This window comes from Pseudomonas sp. LSJ-87, assembly GCF_032971465.1.
GTDB lineage: Bacteria > Pseudomonadota > Gammaproteobacteria > Pseudomonadales > Pseudomonadaceae > Aquipseudomonas > Aquipseudomonas putida_Z.
On the sequence record NZ_JAWJYQ010000077.1, the window covers coordinates 1 to 17,151 of the forward strand.

Genomic DNA, 17,151 nt, shown 5'->3' on the forward strand with positions numbered 1-17,151 from the left:
GAAATTGAGCAAGACAGTTGCTCCCACAAGTACTGCCAGCGCCTTCCCTGTGGGAGCGGCCTTGTGTCGCGAAAGGGGCGCAAAGCGCCCCCAGGATCTCAAGCCCTTACAGCGCTGCCCGAGCCCCCAACGCCACCGCCCGCCCACGCCAGGCAAACATCAATACCATCACCAACCCAACCGCCGCCATCGCCGCCCCCGCCAGGGAAACCGCCGAATACCCCAACCCGGCATTGATCACCGCCCCGCCCAGCGCCGCACCAATCGCGTTACCCAGGTTGAACGCCCCGATGTTCACCGCCGACGCCAGGTTGGGCGCATCCTTGGCCGCCTCCATCACCCGCATTTGCAGCGGCGGCACCAGGGCAAAGCTGGCAGCGCCCCATACCAGGATTGCCAGCGCAGTCGGCAGCGGCCAGTCCATCACCAGCGGGAACACCAGCAACACCGCAATCAGCACGGCCAGCGACAGCATCAGGGTACGGTCGATCGAGCGGTCCGCCGCCTTGCCACCCCACACGTTGCCCAAGGTCAGGCCGACACCGAACAACACCAGCATGGCCGTGACGAAGGTGGTGGACGCTGCCGCCTCGCTCTGCAGGATCGGCGCGATGTAGGTGAATACCGTGAACATCGCACTGGAGCCCACCACGGTCAGCAGCAATGCCGCCAGCACCGGCCCGCGGCCCAGCACGCGGATTTCGGCCATGGCCCCGCCACCCTTGGGCGACGGCACATTGGGCAGTGCGTACCAGAGGGTGGTCATTGCCACCAGGCCGAGCCCGGCGATGCCCCAGAATGCCGTGCGCCAGCCCAGCATTTCACCGAACCAGGTCGCCAGCGGCACTCCGCCGATGGTGGCCAGGGTCAACCCCATGAACATGGCGGCCACGGCCCCGGCGCGCTTCTCGGGCGGCACCACGCTGGCCGCGACGATCGAGCCGATGCCGAAGAACGCACCGTGGTTCAGCGAGGTAACCACGCGGGCGACCAGCAGGCTGGCGTAGTCGCTGGCCAGGGCCGACATCAGGTTGCCGAGGGTGAAAATGGCCATCAGCCCGATCAGCAGGTAACGCCGTGGGATCTTCACCGTGGCCAGGGTCATCAGCGGAGCGCCGATCAGCACACCGATCGCATAGGCACTGACCAACAGCCCGGCAGCGGGGATGGAGACACCAAGGTCGGTGGCGATGCTGGGCAACATGCCCATGGGGGCGAACTCGGTGACACCGATGCCAAAGGCACCGATGGCGAGTGCGACAAGAGGTGGATTGATACGCATGGCAAGCTCCTTATCTGTGCTGCAAATGCTACGATCCGAAGCAGAGCCGCACTAGACTGCGTTTTTGCGAACCACCTTTGCTGAAGAGGCACAAATGGACTTCAGTGGAAGATCCGGAGAGATGGAAATATTTGCCAAGGTGGCCCAGGAGGGCAGCCTGTCCGCAGCCGCCCGGGCACTGGGCCTGACGCCTTCGGCGGTGAGCCGCATCCTCGCGCGCACCGAACAGCGCCTGGGCACCCGCCTGCTGCTGCGCACCACCCGGGCGATCACCCTCACGCCCGAGGGCGAAGCGTACCTGCGCGGTGCACGGCGGGTGCTGGCCGACATGCTCGAAGTGGAAGAGGCCATCACCGACCAGGGCGTGCCACGCGGGCGCTTGCGGGTCAGCGCAGCGCTGGGCCATGGCCGCTTGACCGTGGTGCCGTTGCTGGCAGCGTTCAGCGCGCGCTACCCGCAGGTGCTGGTCGACCTTACCCTCAGCGACGAAGTGGCCGACATTCTCGGCGGCCAGGCCGACGTGGCGCTGCGCTTCGGCCACCTGCCGGACAGTTCGTTGAGCGCCCGCGCCATTGGCGAAACCGGCCAGGTGATCGTCGCCTCGCCCGAGTACCTGGCGCGCTGCGGTACGCCGCTTGTGCCGGAAGACCTGGCCCGGCACAACTGCCTGCGCTTCAACTTCCGCCGCGCCGCGCCCGACTGGCCGTTCCGCCGCGACGGGCAGGCGTTTTCATTGAAGGTGACGGGCAATATCGAATGCAGCAGCGGCGAGGCCCTGGCGCAGTTGGCCAGGCTCGGCGCCGGCGTGGCGCGCATCGGTACCTTTACCGTGGCCGACGACCTGGCCAACGGGCAGCTGGTGCCGTTGCTGGAGGCGTACAACCCCGGTGATCGCGAGCCGATCCATGCGGTGTTCGTCGGCGGCCCAGCGATGCCGGCGCGGGTGCGGGTGTTCGTGGATTTTCTGGTGGAGCAACTGTCAGGCCGGAGCTGTCGCGCAGAGAACTGAATGCGCAAACGGTACGCGTACCCTGTGGGAGCGGCTTTAGCCGCGAAGAATCCAACACAGTGCCTGGCACCGGCTGCGCCGGTGTTCGCGGCTAAAGCCGCTCCCACAGGGGCCCTGCTAATTCAGTGAGTCCTGTGCAGTTCCATGAAAGCGGCATCCGCGAATCAGGCAGTACAATGCCGCATTCTTACGTTAGCCCCGCAAAGGACCGCCCATGCTTTACGTCGTCATGCTCGGAGGCCGCCACCCCGGCGCCAAGATCGAAGTTCACGATGTGGTGTTCGCCCTGGCCGACACCTTCGAACAGGCCTACCCGCAGTTGCGCCAGGCCTGGTTCGGCAGCCCGAAAGGTTTGCACATCGATTCGTGGCTGGAAGTGCATGGCGTCGACGGCCAGCGCATAGAACTGCGCCCGCACGCCCCCGCCCCCGGTGCCCTGCGCCTGTACTTCATCAACCTCGGTGGTTATGAACGCGCAGTGTTCGGCGAGGCCCACCGCTACCTGCTGGTCACCGCCCACAGCAAGACCGAGGCCAAGGCCCTGGGCAAGCAACGCATGCAGGCGGGCTGGCTGAAGCCGCATACCGATGCCTTGCTGGATGTCGACGACTGCCTGGCGATCGACCAGGTGGCAGGGCAGTTCGTGCACCTGGTCGAAGGGGCGCATGAGCCGCTGATGGTGCGTAGCGACTACATCCTCATCTGATGCCGATAGCGCCTGTTGGTACTGAGGGCTTTCGTCACAGCGCACGGGTACACTTGCCTTCAGCTCACGCTCAGGAGTTGCTTCATGCCCTACCCCATCGAACAGAAACTGGTCATCGGCGTTGCTTCGAGTGCGCTGTTCGACCTCACCGTCTCGGACGACATCTACCAGTCCCAGGGCGTCGAGGCTTACCGCCAGCACCAGCAGCAGAACCTGGACGAACCCTTCCCCAAGGGTGTGGCGTTCCCGTTCATTCGCCGCTTCCTGAGCATCAACCAGGCCTTCCCCGAGCAGTTGCCGGTGGAGGTGGTGCTGCTGTCGCGCAACTCGCCGGAAACCGGCCTGCGGGTGTTTCGCTCGATCAGCCACTACCAGCTGGACATCACCCGCGCGGCGTTCATGTCGGGCCGCTCGCCCTACGAGTACATCCCGGCGTTCAATGCCTCGCTGTTTCTCAGCGCCAACGAGGAAGATGTGCAGAAAGCCATCGACGCCAACTACCCGGCCGGGCGGGTGCTGCCGACACGCATCTACGATGACGAGATCGACACCGAACTGCGGGTGGCCTTCGACTTTGACGGGGTGATTGCCGATGACGAGGCCGAGCGCGTGTACAAGCGCGACGACAACCTGGACGAGTTTCAGGAGCATGAACGCGTGCGCAAGGGCATCCCGCATTCACCGGGGCCGCTGGCGGACCTGTACCGCAAGCTTTCGCTGATTCGCATGCTCGAAGACCGCAAGTTGGCCGAGGACCCGGCGTACAAGCGCATCTTGCGGATTGCCATCGTGACGGCGCGCAATGCCCCTTCGCACGAGCGGGTGGTGACGACGTTGAAAGACTGGGGCGTATCGCCGGACGAGTGCTTCTTTCTGGGCGGGATGGAAAAACCCAGGGTGCTGTCGATACTGAAGCCACATGTGTTCTTTGATGACCAGCGCAGCCATTTGCAATCGCCGGCGGGGGATTTGCCGATGGTGCATGTGCCGTTCGGGGTGGCGAATCGCGAGCGTTCGGTAGCGGACTCTGCGCTCGACGAGCCCCACAGGTACAGCGTTGCTCCCGAGGTTGTCGCTGAACCTGTGGGAGCGGCCTTGTGTCGCGAAAGGGCCGCAAAGCGGCCCCAGGATTGATGCGCAACAGTTGAAATTGCTGGGGCTGCTCTGCAGCCCTTTCGCGACACAAGGCCGCTCCTACAGGGGTTCGCGCCAACTTTTAGAATGTGAGCAAGACAGCTGCCCCCACTTCGATCGCACCGGTTTGATGTAATGCGCAATACCTGCGCAACGCCAGTGCCATCCTCCGCCCGCTTTACTCAGCTCGCCCAGCAGGACTGCCGAATGACGCTGCAGAAATTCCCAGGCCGGAATGCAGGCTCCTTGTCCGCGATCACATCCGCCTTCACGTTGCCAAACGTGGTCTGCGGCTTGTGCCGGATCCCGTCGTAAAACGCCTGGATGATCGCCTCCTTGAACCGCTCCCCACGCGGGTGCGCCTGAACCACTTCGTCCCGCGCGGCAATCCCCAGCCCTTCGTGGTGCAGCCCCAGCACATCAGTCTCTACCCCCGCCGTGACCAGGGCGATCAGCGGGTGCATGTGCTCTGGAATGCCAGGCGTGGTATGCAGCGCGATCGCCGTCCACACACGCTCGACATCGCGCTCGTCCACGCCGTGGCGCTGGAGGAAATCGCGCGCCGCATTGGCACCGTCCACCTCGAAGCGGCAGCAATCGCTGCTGTGCTGATGGGTCAGGCCCATGTCATGGAACATGCAGCCTGCGTACAACAGTTCACTGTCGTAGCGCAGCCCCAGCCGCTGCCCGGCAAGGGCCGCGAAGTAGAACACCCGGCTGGAGTGGTGGAACAGCAAAGGGGAAGCCGTGTCACGGACGAGCTCGGTGATTTCCCGAGCCATGGCGCTGTCGGGCACCTGGATACCGGCGATGGATGAGGACATGGTCGCTCCTGGGTGGGTTGATGACGAGACCAGTCTGCGGTCATGAGCCCATGTCCTCAATTGACTTGTAGCGCCAGATGCTGCCATTGTCGGTGGATTACGGACTTGCGGCGCAACGCCCGGAGCCACCATGCCCTCTGCCCCCATCACGGTCGCCATCCTGGCCATGCCCGGCGTACAACTGCTAGATGCCTGCGGCCCGCTCGATGTGTTCGCCGAAGCCAACCGCCAGGCCGGCCGTGAAGCCTATCGCCTGCTGTTGCTGGCTTGCGAACCGGGGCCGCTGGTGAGCTCTTCCGGTACGCGCCTGGTCGCCGACGGCTGGATCGGCGAAGACCTGGAAGCCATCGACACCTTGCTGGTCGCCGGCACGCCGCAGGCTGCCGAGCAGTACCTGCGCCCCGGCATTCTCGACTGGCTGCGGCAACGCGCGGGCGCTTGCCGGCGTTACGGCTCGGTGTGCACGGGGGCATTTGCCCTGGCGGCTGCCGGGTTGCTGGATGACCGGCGTGTGACCACCCATTGGGCCGTGGCGCAGCCGCTGGCCGAGCGTTATCCGCGGGTGCAGGTGGATGCCGACGCCATTCAGGTGCATGACGGCAACCTGCGTACCGCTGCGGGGGTAACGGCCGGGCTGGACCTGGCACTGGCCCTGGTGGAAGAAGACCTGGGGCGGGATATTGCCAAGCAGGTTGCCGGGCACCTGGTGATGTACTTCAAACGGCCTGGCGGGCAGCTGCAGTTCAGCCGGCAGGGCGGGACATCACCGGTTGGGCGTTCGGCATTGCAGGGGTTGCAGCGTTACGTGGCCGCCAACCCTGCACTGGACCACGGGGTTGCCAGCCTGGCTGCGCGGGTTGGGCTGAGCCCGAGGCATTTTGCACGGGTGTTTCAGGGTGATGTGGGCATGACCCCGGCCGCGTGGGTGGAGCTGGCGCGGGTGAATGCTGCGCGGGCGCGGCTGGAGGCTGGGCGAGAGGCACCGAAGCAGGTGGCGGCGCTGTGCGGATTTGCCAATGCGGATACGTTGCGGCGGGCGTTCGTGAAGCATGTGGGGGTGACGCCGGCGGAGTATCGCAAGCGGTTTGGGCGGTCGGGGTGAGCTGAACCGAGGTGTGTGCGCTCGCGCCGGGTACGCTTTAGCGTCCCGGCCGAGGCTGTGCGCTCCGTCGCAAGGTCAGCTTAGCGAGGGCCACCGCCCTGATGACCGCCAAAGCCACCGCCCCCACCGTGGCCACCACCATGACCACCGCCACCACCCGGCGGCATGAACATCCAGCAGCCTGACAAGGCCGATACCAGCGCCGCAACCAGGGCTGCGCGGAAAAGGTGTTTCGACTTCATTGGAACGCTCCACAAGGCTAGATCTGCTGCCTGCCATTACCAGGTTCGGCAGCGGGCGGATTCTAGAGTGACAGCGTGATGGCCTGGGGGAACTTTGCATATCTTTACAGTCGGTGCAGTGTGGGAAAGCAAAATGGACTACCAGATTCGCTTGGCGGTACGCACGACACCAGGGCATGCGCTAAAGACGGGTTGCTCAGGTAGTACTTTTGCACAGCACAGCCCGATGCCCATCATTCTGCAGTTCGATGCAAACCGCCACATTCATCGCCACAAACTCATCCCAGCCATAGTGCTCGGCGAAACGCTCAACGTACTGACGATCTACACGGCAGATATCAGGTCGTTGCTCGTAGATACCGCAGCCTTTTCGCAAGGAGTCGTAGTGACTGCAAACACCATCCCCCCGATCCAGAAACCGAGTCTCGTCAGATTTGTCCACACGTTGGCAGCACAAGCCACATTGGTTACAGGGGAACCTCGATAACGCTGAATCGGAGGTAATCATTCAGACCTCATCCGCGCCTTGGGACGGCTGTATTGAAATTGAAGAGCCCACGCAAATGCGTGGGCTCTGGTATTGCTAGCGCAGCATTTGAACCAGCAACACTCAAGCGACAGGAGCGTCCAGGCCAGCTTTCTTGCCATTAGCAACCAGCGTGACGTCCTTGATGCGCTTTTCAGTGGACAGCACCAAGTTACCGTCAGTATCCAGAATCGGAGTGTCGATCATGGCCTTGAGCAACTGGGCAAACTTGACCGAGCCGAACACCACTTTTTTGCTTTGATCCGAGTAACCACGGTAGTCGACACCTTGCTGATCGATAACCGTCTTCATTTCATTCACAGCGCGACGCAGTTGCGAGCTGACATTGGAGAAGGTGTTGTTGGCTAGCGTGGTGACTTGTGCAATGGCGCTCAATTTGTCGGTCATCAGCTTGGCTTGGTCGCGGATGGTACGGGCCTGTTCCATGTTACTGCGGGCCTTGTTCAGGGCCTCTTCACCCTTGTTACCTAGAACGTGGCCAAAGATGGCCAATGCCGGACCCGCCACAATGCCACCCAGAACCATCATACCGCCTGCCATGCCGTAGCCGCCTGCGGCCAGCGAACCACCACCCAACCAGGCCAGGGTAGCATTAGTTGCAGCCACCCCCCCTAGCGAAGAAATGGCAGTGCCGGTGCTGGCAGTCGCCAGCAACATGGTGCCGTTGTAGGCACCGAAGGCAAGTGCTGCGCCGCCACTCAGGCCCGCACCCAAGCCCAGACCTGCGTCCTGCAGCGCTTTATAATCCTGGCGTAGCCCAGTCAGCGTCTTGCTGGTGAAGTCGCCTGCGTTGAGCTTGTCCAGTTCCGGGCTCTGCGAGAGTTCAACGTTCTTGATACGCTCATAAGTCGTGATGAAATCGGCAATTACGCCATTGAACGCACGCAGTTTGCGCTGACCGTAGTCTTCCAACGTGCTGTTGGTCTTCTCGCGCTGATCTTCAATTTCCTCGTTGGCGTTGTTGACCATGGTACGAGCGTCTTCGTTGAGATCGCTGGCATTACTGTGGTCGATAGCACCACTGACGCCTTTGACTGCACCGTAGATGCCAGCGATGGCGGCGGCGCCGATAAGCAGGGGTAATGGCATGATGCGTTCCTTACTCAAGCACAATTGAGATGGTTTTGTTGACTTCCTTGTTCAGCACTTCTGCGCGTTCCAGGAGGTCATCGAAGATGAAGTCTTCAAGTTTGTGGTGCTGTTGAAACTCTTTGAGTAGTGCCCATTCGATGCTGGAGATACAGCCACCTCGCAGCGACACGAGTATCAGCTCGAACAGCATTACTTTCGGACTGGAAGGTTGATCGCACTTCTTGTTCTTTAGCAATTCCTTGAGCACGGTCTTCGCTGCCTGGGCACGGGACTCAGGGCGATCTGCCTGGGTGATAGGAAACGCCTTGACGGCCTCAAGCAGGCTCGACTGCACATCGGTCCGTCTACCAGGCCAGACGAACGATGACGACTGTTGGTTGATACCTGCCAATTGCTCCATTTCGGCAATCAGTTCGCGCTCATGCTCACCTTCCTGGATTGAAAGGGCATCGAGGTTGGTACCGGCATTCACTTCAGCGGCTGTCTTGCCATCCCACAACAGGGGCTTATCGGAAAGAGCGAGCAGCTTTGCCAGGTCTATCAAATGTTTTTTGTCCGGCGTGGACAGGAGCTTGATCAGCATGAACGGTGTTGTCCTCGTTCCTTGGAAATATTAAGTCGGCAACATGCTTACAGAACCAGCGGGCTGTCGCTGTCCATGAAACTGTCGAACTCATCTTGTGTCTGGAACTGCAGCTTTTTGCCCAGCAACGTGGCGTACTCATTTATCGCCGCTGCAACCTCATCAGTACTGACGCTGCCGGTGGCATTGATCCTGGAAAACAGCTGCTGCGTCTCCCTTCGCAATTGCGGGATTTCACGGCTGGTGAACTCATCCAAGGCGGCCTGCTCAACAGCGATACGATCGCGGGCAGCAGCCTGGATGGCACGGGTGCGCTCCAGCTGAACACGGGAAAGTTCAGCCCCGCGTACGGCATCCAGGGCTGCCTGGTAGAACAGCGAAGACAGGGTGTAGCCGATCATGCCGCCAACGGCCGCGCCTACGAATGGAATTGGAATAGCGACTTGGCCGACGGCCGCCATCATGCTGCTGGCGAGCATGCCCGAGCCCTTCTCGCCCAGTTCAGCAAGCAACTGCGCTTCGCTGATTTCACCGGTGACGTATCGCTTGACGGAACTGCCGAGCGACAGGCAAACATTCACTGCCATTGCCGGTGCATTTGTATGGGCCAGATTACGAAGAGTCACATTGCCGGACTGCTGCATACCCCCCTTGAGTGCTGCACCGACAAATGCAGTGCCATAGCCAAGAGCACCTGCCTTGGCGGTATCTGTCGCTACCGCACGCGCTGCATCTGTGAGGTCTTGCTTGCCTTGCGCAACCGAGAACACATTCTGCAGCGTCGAGATACTGGCCCCGACAATCGCACCAAGCTTGGCGCCCTCCAGGCCGGCGCGATGACTAGTGCGGCCGATATCCATTACCGTGGCGAGTTCGGGGTTCTCACGATAGAAAATGGCGTCCTCGGTGGTCAGCCCACTGTCTTTGACATTATCCGCCAACTGCTCGTAATTATCCGCATCGCGGCGAAGCTTGGCCGCTACGTCTGGCTTGCCCGCCGCATCGACCTTGGTAGCCTGCTCGCGCAGCGCTGCAGCCTTTTCGCGACAATGAGCTTCTGCTCCTTCAAACTGTTCGGATGGCAGCTCGAGCTTGATTCCACGGTAGCGGGCGAACTTTCCGTTCTCGCTGGCAATGTCCTCGAACAACTGATCGCGGTTACCCACAAACTTCATCTGTGACTGCGTGCCTTCAATAACCTGCCCGTCTATGAGCTGCACACGGTCCACCACATTGTGGTTCTTGCCGTATTGGGGCAGGTCGTCACTGCGCGAAGTACGCACTTTCGAACCATTGATGATTGCCTCGGCATTATCACGGCTGGTGGTAGCTACCTCCGCAGAATAGCCTGCCTGTTGTTTGATGTTCTGCTTGGCGTAGAGCGGGTCGTCGTTGACTTTGTGCTTGGCAATATCGGCCAGCCCCTTGGCGAAGCGCTGCCCGGTTTCGTTATCGACGCCCGTGAAGCCTTTGATGTATTCGGCATTGGCACTGCCAAAGCGGCTGACGGTTTCGCTGGTGGAAAGCGCCGTCACGCTCTGGATGATGTCCCGTTGGATCTCTTCATGGTTGCTGTTCGAGTTGGACGGTTTTGACGAATCAGACTTCATTGTTGGTTTCCTGGCAGCCAGAGGGGTGGTTGGCAACGGAAGACAGTTCGGCTGACGGCTGCGCATACAATGCCTGCGCGTCCATAAGCCTTGTTCGGATGGTTTGGACCCAGCTGCGCGGTTCATGCAGGCGAGCGTTCTCTCCCAGACCGAATAGCCACCACTGGGTTTCCTGATCATCAGGTACGCTGGCTCGCACACGGTGCCAGTCTGAGCCTGGCAAGTGCTCCAGGCGCTGGTTTCGTGCAAGTGGTGTTTCGCTCAACAGCCAAGCAATTTGCGGTGCTACGTCGGCCACTAACTCGATGTGCTCGACCGGCCCCGGAGTGTTGAAACCTCCTCCCAGCAAATAGCTGTCGATGTCAAACCCATACGCAGTTTCCGCAGGTGCCTCCAGGCAGGTCACTTGCTGGATGCGATGCAGAGCGAACTGACGCGCATCGGTGTAGCCATCGACAACGGCTATCAGGTAACTGATGGAGTGACGCGCGACAATCCCCAGCGGATGCAGGCGCAACGTCTTAGGCTGGCCTTTACTGCGGCTGAGGTAGAGCACGTCCAACTGGCGCTTATCCAGTAGTGCATCCGCGACCTTGGACCAGATCACCGCATCCACTTCTGCAGGTTGCAGTGCCTTGCCATTAGGCAGCGCACGCACGCTATCACGCCAATGCGCAAGGTTGTTGTGTTGCAGCGCGTTGATTTGACGGCGGGCCAGGTCGAAATGAGGCATCAGCAGCTGCATCACGCTGGGAGGTAGCAGTTTGTCCAGATGGCTTTGGGCAAGCACGAACGCCAATGCAGTGGGCGTGTCCAAGGCCGGGTACTCGAAGTCCGGCGTGTTGCTGGGGAAGCTCCAGCGATAGGGTTTCTGGCTTTCATCGCAAAGCAATGGGAAGTCCAGTGCAAGGCGCCCTGCCAAATCGCGCTGCAACGTGCGTGGATCGAAGTCGAACCGTTCGCGCCGCAGCCGCTCAAACAACTCGGTGGTGGAGATACTCTTCGGCTCACGGGGGATGAGACGCAGTAGGGCCAGATGCCGGAACAGCCTGTCTTTGGGATCTGACATGAAACGTGCTCAATCGACCTTGATGATGATTCGCTGGCGTCATATTGCTGGCGAACTGTCCTTTGATGGCTTTTTAGCACTATCCGCTATCAACTACCAGTAGCAAAAAGCCATATATCAAAATTCTCACGCTGTGGGCTGAGCGCTGCGGCGGCCGCGCTCGCGCTCCAGTTCGCGCTGCAGATCAACGACTGCCTGGGTCTTCTTCATCAACAGCACGCCGACGACCAGTCCGACGGCGAAGCAAGTCAATTCTTTCATTCCGAAATTCCTCGGGGGTTGGATGCAGGCATCCTGGCAGTCCCCTGCGACATTCTGTGTCGCTACTTTGCCGTTACACATGCTGACAGCCATTTGCAATCGCCAGCGGGGGATTTGCCGATTGGTGCATGCGTCGTGCGGGGTGGCAAACGGAGGGCGCGCAACGATGGACTGTCCGGACGATATGCCTGTTGGCAGGCAGCCTGCACAACCGCAAGCGACAGTGAACCTTTGTGGCGGCAGTGGCTCATTTGTGCAAAGCGCGCTTACCACTCCGACAAGGGATTGCCATGAGAGATGCCCCGTCCACCGCCCTTCCCCAGGCTCGCATCGAACGTGAACTGAGCCTGCGGGCGGTGCTTACCGGCGTAGTGCTGGGCATTCTGCTGACACCCTCGAATGTGTACGCGGGCCTTCGGATCGGCTGGTCGTTCAACATGTCGATCATCGCCTTGCTGGTCGGCTTCACCCTGTGGCAGGGCCTGGCGGGGCGCAGCAAGGGCCGGCCCGCATGGACGTTGCACGAAAGCAACATCAACCAGACCGTGGCCTCGGCCGCCGCTTCCATCGTTTCTGGCGGGCTGGTCGCGCCGATCCCCGCCTATACCCTGCTCACCGGTCACCAGCTGGACCCGCTGCCGATGATGGCCTGGGTGTTCTCCGTGAGCTTCCTGGGCATCTGGATCGCCTGGTATCTGCGCCCCGCCCTGCTCGATGACCATGGCCTGAAGTTCCCTGAGGGCATGGCGACCCTGGAGACATTGCAGCAGATCTACCGCCACGGCCACGAAGCCATGATGCGGATAAAGGTGCTGTGCAGCGCCGCGTTGCTGTCGGGGCTGGTGAAGTGGATTGACGGGTTCGTCTGGGCGATCCCGCGCTGGGCACCCTCGCCTGTGCTCGAGCGCCTGACCTTCACGCTTGATCCTTCGCTGATGCTGGTCGGCTTCGGCGGCATCATCGGTATCCGCGTGGGCCTGACGCTGCTGTTCGGCGCCGCGCTGGCCTGGGGCGGGCTGGCACCGTGGCTGATCGACCATGCCCTGGTGGTGCTGGCCCCGAACGCCAGCGGCCCACAGTTCGCTGCCCTGGTGGAATGGCTGTTGTGGCCGGGCGTCAGCCTGATGGTATGCGCGACCCTGACTTCATTGTCGGTCCGCCTGTTGCAAATGCCCCGGCAAAGGCCCACCGCCCCGCTGGCAAGTCGGGCAGCGCACGCCCGTGGGCGGTTTTCCCTGGCGCCTGCGTGCGGGCTGTTATTGTCCATTGCGCTGGTGGTGGCGCTACAGGCGTTGCTGTTCGGCATCGACTGGTGGATGGCGCTGCTGAGTATTCCCTTGGCGATATGCCTTGCGGTGGTCGCCGCGCGCGTGGTCGGTGCCACCGGTATTGCGCCGATCGGCGCCATCGGCAAGCTGTCGCAGCTCAGCTTTGGCCTGGTCGCCCCGGGCCAGGTGGCCATCAACCTGATGAGCGCCAACACTGCCGGCGGCGCGGCCGGGCAAGCCACCGACCTGATGAACGACTTCAAGGTTGGCCAGGCGATCGGCGCCACGCCATACAAGCAACTGATTGCACAGTGCCTGGGCATTCTCATCGGCAGCGTGGCGGGCGTGCTGGTGTACCTGGTGCTGATTCCCGATCCGCAGACCCTGCTGCTTACCGAGCAATGGCCCGCACCGGCCGTGGCGACCTGGAAGGCCGTGGCCCAGACCCTGATGCAGGGGCTGGGGGCGCTGTCGCCGGAGCTGCGCTGGGCGATCGTGGCCGGCAGCGCGGCAGGCGTACTGTTGGGCGCGCTGGACAGCCTGCTGCCGCAATGGGTGGCGCGCTGGCTGCCGAGTACCGGCGCACTGGGGCTGGCGTTCATACTGCCAGCATCGATCAGCATGATGATGGGGCTCGGCGCGGTGGTTACCTGGCTGGTCGGTTGCCGTTGGCCGAGCGTTACCGAGCGGTTTGCGATCACGGCCGCAGCGGGGCTGATTGCCGGGGAAAGCATTACCGGGGTGGCGGCATCGTTCCGGGAGATGGTGCGGATGCTGTAGCGGTTGGCATGGCTCGGCCATGCTGCTTGCGTGCCATTTACAACGTTCTAACGCGCCCTTGAATGCGATGGGCTGCTGCCGGCCAGCCCATCGCGTGTTCACGCTTGACCCATACCCTCCCCCCGCCACATGCTCGATCGCTCCACCCACGCTCAAGGAACGATTGCATGAAGCTGGAAACCCTCGCCATCCACGCAGGCTTCAGCCCCGACCCGACTACCCGGGCAGTGGCTGTACCGATCTACCAGACCACTTCCTTCGCCTTCGACGACACCCAGCACGGCGCCGACCTTTTCGACCTGAAGGTGGCCGGCAACATCTACTCGCGCATCATGAACCCCACCAACGACGTGCTCGAGCAGCGCATGGCCGCCCTGGAGGGCGGGGTTGGCGCGCTGGCGGTGGCCTCGGGCATGGCGGCCATCACCTACGCCATCCAGACCGTCGCCGAGGCCGGCGACAACATTGTCTCGGTGGCCAAGCTGTACGGCGGCACCTACAACCTGCTGGCCCACACCCTGCCACGCATGGGCATCCATACCCGCTTCGCCGCCCATGACGACATCGACGCCCTCGAAGCATTGATCGATTCGCGTACCAAGGCGGTGTTCTGCGAGTCCATCGGCAACCCTGCCGGCAATATCGTCGACATCGCCGCGCTGGCCGAGGCCGCCCACCGCCATGGTGTGCCGCTGATCGTCGACAACACCGTGGCCACCCCGGTGCTGTGCCGGCCGTTCGAGCACGGTGCCGATATCGTCGTGCACTCGCTGACCAAGTACATCGGCGGCCACGGCACCAGCATCGGCGGCATCGTCATCGACTCCGGCAAGTTCCCCTGGGCCGACAACAAGGAACGCTTCGCCCTGCTCAACACCCCCGACCCGTCCTATCACGGCGTCACCTACACCGAAGCCTTCGGCCCCGCCGCCTTCATCGGCCGCTGCCGCGTGGTGCCGTTGCGCAACACCGGTGCCGCGCTATCGCCGTTCAATGCCTTCCTGATCCTGCAAGGCCTGGAAACCTTGGCCCTGCGCATGGAGCGCCACACCGAGAACGCGCTGAAGGTCGCCCGCTACCTGCAAGCGCACGAGCAGGTGGCGTGGGTGAAATATGCAGGGCTGCCCGACCACCCCGAGCATGAACTGGCCCAGCGCTACACCGGCGGCAAGCCGGCGTCGATCCTGTCGTTCGGCATCAAGGGCGGCCAGGCGGCCGGCGCGCGCTTCATCGATGCGCTGCAGCTGGTGGTGCGCCTGGTGAACATTGGCGACGCCAAGTCTTTGGCCTGCCACCCCGCCTCCACCACCCACCGCCAGCTCAACGACGAGGAACTGGAGAAGGCCGGCGTGCCACGGGACATGGTGCGCCTGTCGATTGGCATCGAGCACAGCGACGACATCATCGCCGACCTGGCCCAGGCGCTGGAGGCCAGCCGCGGTTGATTCATCTGCGCCCTACCCAATGCCTACGGCGGGCGCACCTTTCGCACATATGGATAGCCCTGCGATGACCCTGTTCTACCTCAAGCTGATCGTCACCCCCCTCCTGATGTGGGCCATCTCCCTCGCCTCGCGTCGCTGGGGCGGCCTGCTCGGCGGGTTGCTGTCTGGCCTGCCGATCACCTCGGCACTGGTAATGACCTTCCTGTGCCTGGAACAGGGCACGGCCTTTGCCTTGGGGGCGGTGCCCGGCGCGCTGGGCGGCCTGGCGGCGGTGCAGGCCACTTACACTTTCTACCTGTTCGCTACACGCAGGCTCGGCATCGGCCCAGCCGTATTACTGGCGATGCTGTTCTATGGTGTAGCCGCCTATGCGTTTACCCACGGGGGCAACCTGTACCTGTCGATTGCCGTGGCGCTGGTGCTGATTGGCGTGCTGATACGCGCCAGCGGCCGCGAGCCCAGGCCGGATGCCCTGGCCCGGCCCCGACAGCGGTTTTGGGAGATCCCTCTGCGCATGGTGTCTGCCACTTCGTTGCTGATGGTCATCACAAGCCTGGCCAACTGGCTGGGCCCGGCGGCCAGCGGCATGCTGGCGCCGATCCCGGTGATTGCCTGGCCGCTGGTGGTGTTCGCCCATGTGCAGAATGGCCGTGCCGGAATGGCGGCGATGGTGCGGGGCAATGCGATCGGGGCGGTGGGGGTGATTGCGTTTTATCTGGTATTGGCAGGGCTGCTCGATGCCTGGGGTGTCGCAATTGCCATCAGCCTGGCAATGCTTTGTGCCGTGATCCTGACCGTGGGGCTGGCGGCTGCGTTGCGACGGGGGTGATACGCCGGTGCGCATGCCAGGGCTGTGTCCATTGGGGCTGCTGCGCAGCCCATCGCAGGCAAGCCAGCTCCTACAGGATCACTACAGCCTTCAAGGCAGATGCAGTACCTGTGGGAGCTGGCGTGCCCGCGAACACCGGCGTAGCCGGTGCCGTGCACCGCGTTGGATTCTTCGCGGGCATGCCCGCTCCTACAGGATTACCACAGCCTTCAAGGCAGCCGCAGTACCTGTGGAAGCTGGCGTGCCCGCGAACACCGGCGTAGCCGGTGCCATGCACCGCGTTGGATTCTTCGCGGGCATGCCCGCTCCCACAGGATCACCACAGCCTTCAAGGCAGCCGCAGTACCTGTGGGAGCGGGTTCACCCGCGAACACCGGCGCAGCCGGTGCCAGCCACCGCGCCGGATTCTTCGCGGGCACGCCCACCGGATCACCACAGCCTTCAAGGCAGCCACAGTACCTGTGGGAGCGGGCATGCCCGCGAACACCGGCGCAGCCGGTGCCATACACCGTGTCGGATTCTTCGCGGGTAAACCCGCTCCCACAGGGCCCTGCCCTATCAATGGTCATTCCCTGCGCTGATCCAGGTCTACCGCAGGCTGCTCCACGCTCTGCCTGCCGTCATCAGCCAAGCTGTCTTCCTCCTGCCAATCACCACCCTCTTCTTCGTTCATGAGCGGGTCGTCGTCAGGGTCGGGTATGGTCGGGCGGTCGGGGTCAACGGCCGGGTCGGGTGAAGTGGGCATGTCCGGGTTCGTGCCGCCTTGGGCATTCGGATCGGGGCTCATCGCTGCATACCTCGCAAGAAAAGGTGTGAACCGCATTCGTTCCGGGCAACTCCGTCAGCGAGGCTGCGGGTGCTCGGCAGAAACCGAATTGTTGGCCTGCACGTCCTCCATCTCCTCCTCGAACGGGCCTTCGTCATCCGAAGGTAGCGGGACCTCTCCGTCACCGCTGCCGGGCTGGGATTCGGTTTGCTCGAGGCCGGGGTCTTTCTGATCGTTTGCCATGGAAGTTCTCCTGGGTTTGCGCATTGATCGCGCATACAGGTCGGACGGAAAACGGCCAGCAGCAGTGCCTTGGGTTCGACAGGTGGCGCAAAAGGCCGGGGTACCGATCATGGCCACATACTGAGCGGCATCCATCATTCAGAGACGTTTCCTACAAGCTTTTAGGAAGCCCAAAGCCTCTCTGGAAAGCGATTCCCCGTTAGTGTTCAGAGGTCGACAAGGACCTGTCCAACACGAGGATCGCTCATGACCATCAGCCAACGTATTGCCCTCGCGATCGCCGAAGCCGGGCTGCCGCACGACCAGTGCATGTTCTGCGAGCGCCAGGGCCTGCCGATCCTGCCGCTGCGCCGCGCCCT

The 17,151-nt window shown here is 62.5% G+C and carries 18 protein-coding genes; 7 read left to right on the forward strand and 11 right to left on the reverse strand.

Features of this window, described 5'->3' with window-relative positions; all coding sequences use genetic code 11:
- Nucleotides 1-106: 106 nt before the first annotated feature.
- Nucleotides 107-1,282, reverse strand: a complete 1,176-nt coding sequence (locus RYH74_RS25700) for an MFS transporter (RefSeq protein ID WP_286101638.1) — start codon at nucleotides 1,280-1,282, stop codon at nucleotides 107-109.
- 94 nt (nucleotides 1,283-1,376) lie between these two features.
- On the opposite strand from RYH74_RS25700, the gene RYH74_RS25705 reads away from it, so the two are divergent.
- The 3 genes from RYH74_RS25705 (at nucleotide 1,377) to RYH74_RS25715 (ending at nucleotide 4,131) form a co-directional block, all read left to right on the forward strand.
- Nucleotides 1,377-2,291: a LysR substrate-binding domain-containing protein gene (locus tag RYH74_RS25705; RefSeq protein WP_024086760.1), complete on the forward strand. Its 915-nt coding sequence runs from the start codon at nucleotides 1,377-1,379 to the stop codon at nucleotides 2,289-2,291.
- Between the two features lie 214 nt (nucleotides 2,292-2,505).
- Nucleotides 2,506-2,997 carry a DUF1543 domain-containing protein gene (locus RYH74_RS25710; protein ID WP_075044782.1) on the forward strand — a complete coding sequence of 164 codons (492 nt, stop codon included), beginning with the start codon at nucleotides 2,506-2,508 and terminating at the stop codon, nucleotides 2,995-2,997.
- An 84-nt stretch (nucleotides 2,998-3,081) separates the two neighbouring features.
- Nucleotides 3,082-4,131, forward strand: a complete 1,050-nt coding sequence (locus RYH74_RS25715; RefSeq protein WP_317410544.1) for a 5'-nucleotidase — start codon at nucleotides 3,082-3,084, stop codon at nucleotides 4,129-4,131.
- 182 nt (nucleotides 4,132-4,313) lie between these two features.
- Here the strand turns inward: RYH74_RS25715 and RYH74_RS25720 are convergent, their stop codons facing one another.
- The gene (locus RYH74_RS25720) at nucleotides 4,314-4,955 is read right to left on the reverse strand and encodes an HD domain-containing protein (protein ID WP_317410545.1); all 642 of its coding nucleotides are present in this window, start codon (nucleotides 4,953-4,955) and stop codon (nucleotides 4,314-4,316) included.
- Nucleotides 4,956-5,085: 130 nt separating this feature from the next.
- Here RYH74_RS25720 and RYH74_RS25725 point away from each other — a divergent pair, with 130 nt between their 5' ends.
- Nucleotides 5,086-6,057 (forward strand): GlxA family transcriptional regulator, encoded by a 972-nt coding sequence (locus tag RYH74_RS25725; protein WP_317410546.1) that lies wholly within the window; start codon nucleotides 5,086-5,088, stop codon nucleotides 6,055-6,057.
- Nucleotides 6,058-6,137: 80 nt separating this feature from the next.
- On the opposite strand, the gene RYH74_RS25730 is transcribed toward RYH74_RS25725, so the two are convergent.
- The 7 genes from RYH74_RS25730 to RYH74_RS25755 all read right to left on the reverse strand — a co-directional run bounded on the left by RYH74_RS25730 (nucleotide 6,138) and on the right by RYH74_RS25755 (nucleotide 11,461).
- Nucleotides 6,138-6,299, reverse strand: a complete 162-nt coding sequence (locus RYH74_RS25730) for a hypothetical protein (RefSeq protein WP_024086757.1) — start codon at nucleotides 6,297-6,299, stop codon at nucleotides 6,138-6,140.
- A 196-nt stretch (nucleotides 6,300-6,495) separates the two neighbouring features.
- Nucleotides 6,496-6,807, reverse strand: coding sequence for a YkgJ family cysteine cluster protein (locus RYH74_RS26620; protein ID WP_085692058.1), 312 nt, complete (start codon nucleotides 6,805-6,807; stop codon nucleotides 6,496-6,498).
- 102 nt (nucleotides 6,808-6,909) lie between these two features.
- Nucleotides 6,910-7,935: a hypothetical protein gene (locus RYH74_RS25735; RefSeq protein ID WP_085692059.1), complete on the reverse strand. Its 1,026-nt coding sequence runs from the start codon at nucleotides 7,933-7,935 to the stop codon at nucleotides 6,910-6,912.
- Between the two features lie 10 nt (nucleotides 7,936-7,945).
- Entirely contained in the window at nucleotides 7,946-8,521 is a 576-nt protein-coding gene (locus tag RYH74_RS25740; protein WP_317410548.1) for a hypothetical protein, read from the reverse strand.
- 47 nt (nucleotides 8,522-8,568) lie between these two features.
- The gene (locus RYH74_RS25745) at nucleotides 8,569-10,131 is read right to left on the reverse strand and encodes a hypothetical protein (protein ID WP_317410549.1); all 1,563 of its coding nucleotides are present in this window, start codon (nucleotides 10,129-10,131) and stop codon (nucleotides 8,569-8,571) included.
- Nucleotides 10,121-11,200 (reverse strand): helix-turn-helix transcriptional regulator, encoded by a 1,080-nt coding sequence (locus RYH74_RS25750; protein ID WP_317410551.1) that lies wholly within the window; start codon nucleotides 11,198-11,200, stop codon nucleotides 10,121-10,123. Before RYH74_RS25750 ends, RYH74_RS25745 begins: the two co-directional genes overlap by 11 nt.
- Nucleotides 11,201-11,326: 126 nt before the next feature.
- Nucleotides 11,327-11,461 carry a hypothetical protein gene (locus RYH74_RS25755; protein WP_256575294.1) on the reverse strand — a complete coding sequence of 45 codons (135 nt, stop codon included), beginning with the start codon at nucleotides 11,459-11,461 and terminating at the stop codon, nucleotides 11,327-11,329.
- 290 nt (nucleotides 11,462-11,751) lie between these two features.
- Between RYH74_RS25755 and RYH74_RS25760 the strand changes: the two genes are divergently transcribed.
- From RYH74_RS25760 to RYH74_RS25770, 3 genes are all read left to right on the forward strand, one after another.
- On the forward strand, nucleotides 11,752-13,509 hold the full coding sequence (locus RYH74_RS25760; protein ID WP_317410554.1) for an OPT family oligopeptide transporter: 1,758 nt from the start codon (nucleotides 11,752-11,754) through the stop codon (nucleotides 13,507-13,509).
- Nucleotides 13,510-13,676: 167 nt separating this feature from the next.
- Complete coding sequence (locus tag RYH74_RS25765) at nucleotides 13,677-14,954, forward strand: bifunctional O-acetylhomoserine aminocarboxypropyltransferase/cysteine synthase (RefSeq protein WP_024086755.1); 1,278 nt, start codon at nucleotides 13,677-13,679, stop codon at nucleotides 14,952-14,954.
- A gap of 64 nt (nucleotides 14,955-15,018) precedes the next feature.
- A complete protein-coding gene (locus RYH74_RS25770) occupies nucleotides 15,019-15,783 on the forward strand; it encodes a hypothetical protein (protein WP_075044768.1) in 765 nt (254 codons plus the stop codon).
- Between the two features lie 565 nt (nucleotides 15,784-16,348).
- On the opposite strand, the gene RYH74_RS25775 is transcribed toward RYH74_RS25770, so the two are convergent.
- A complete protein-coding gene (locus tag RYH74_RS25775; protein WP_170978830.1) occupies nucleotides 16,349-16,528 on the reverse strand; it encodes a hypothetical protein in 180 nt (59 codons plus the stop codon).
- Between the two features lie 96 nt (nucleotides 16,529-16,624).
- Nucleotides 16,625-16,792, reverse strand: a complete 168-nt coding sequence (locus RYH74_RS25780; protein WP_204249920.1) for a hypothetical protein — start codon at nucleotides 16,790-16,792, stop codon at nucleotides 16,625-16,627.
- Nucleotides 16,793-17,151 lie beyond the last annotated feature (359 nt).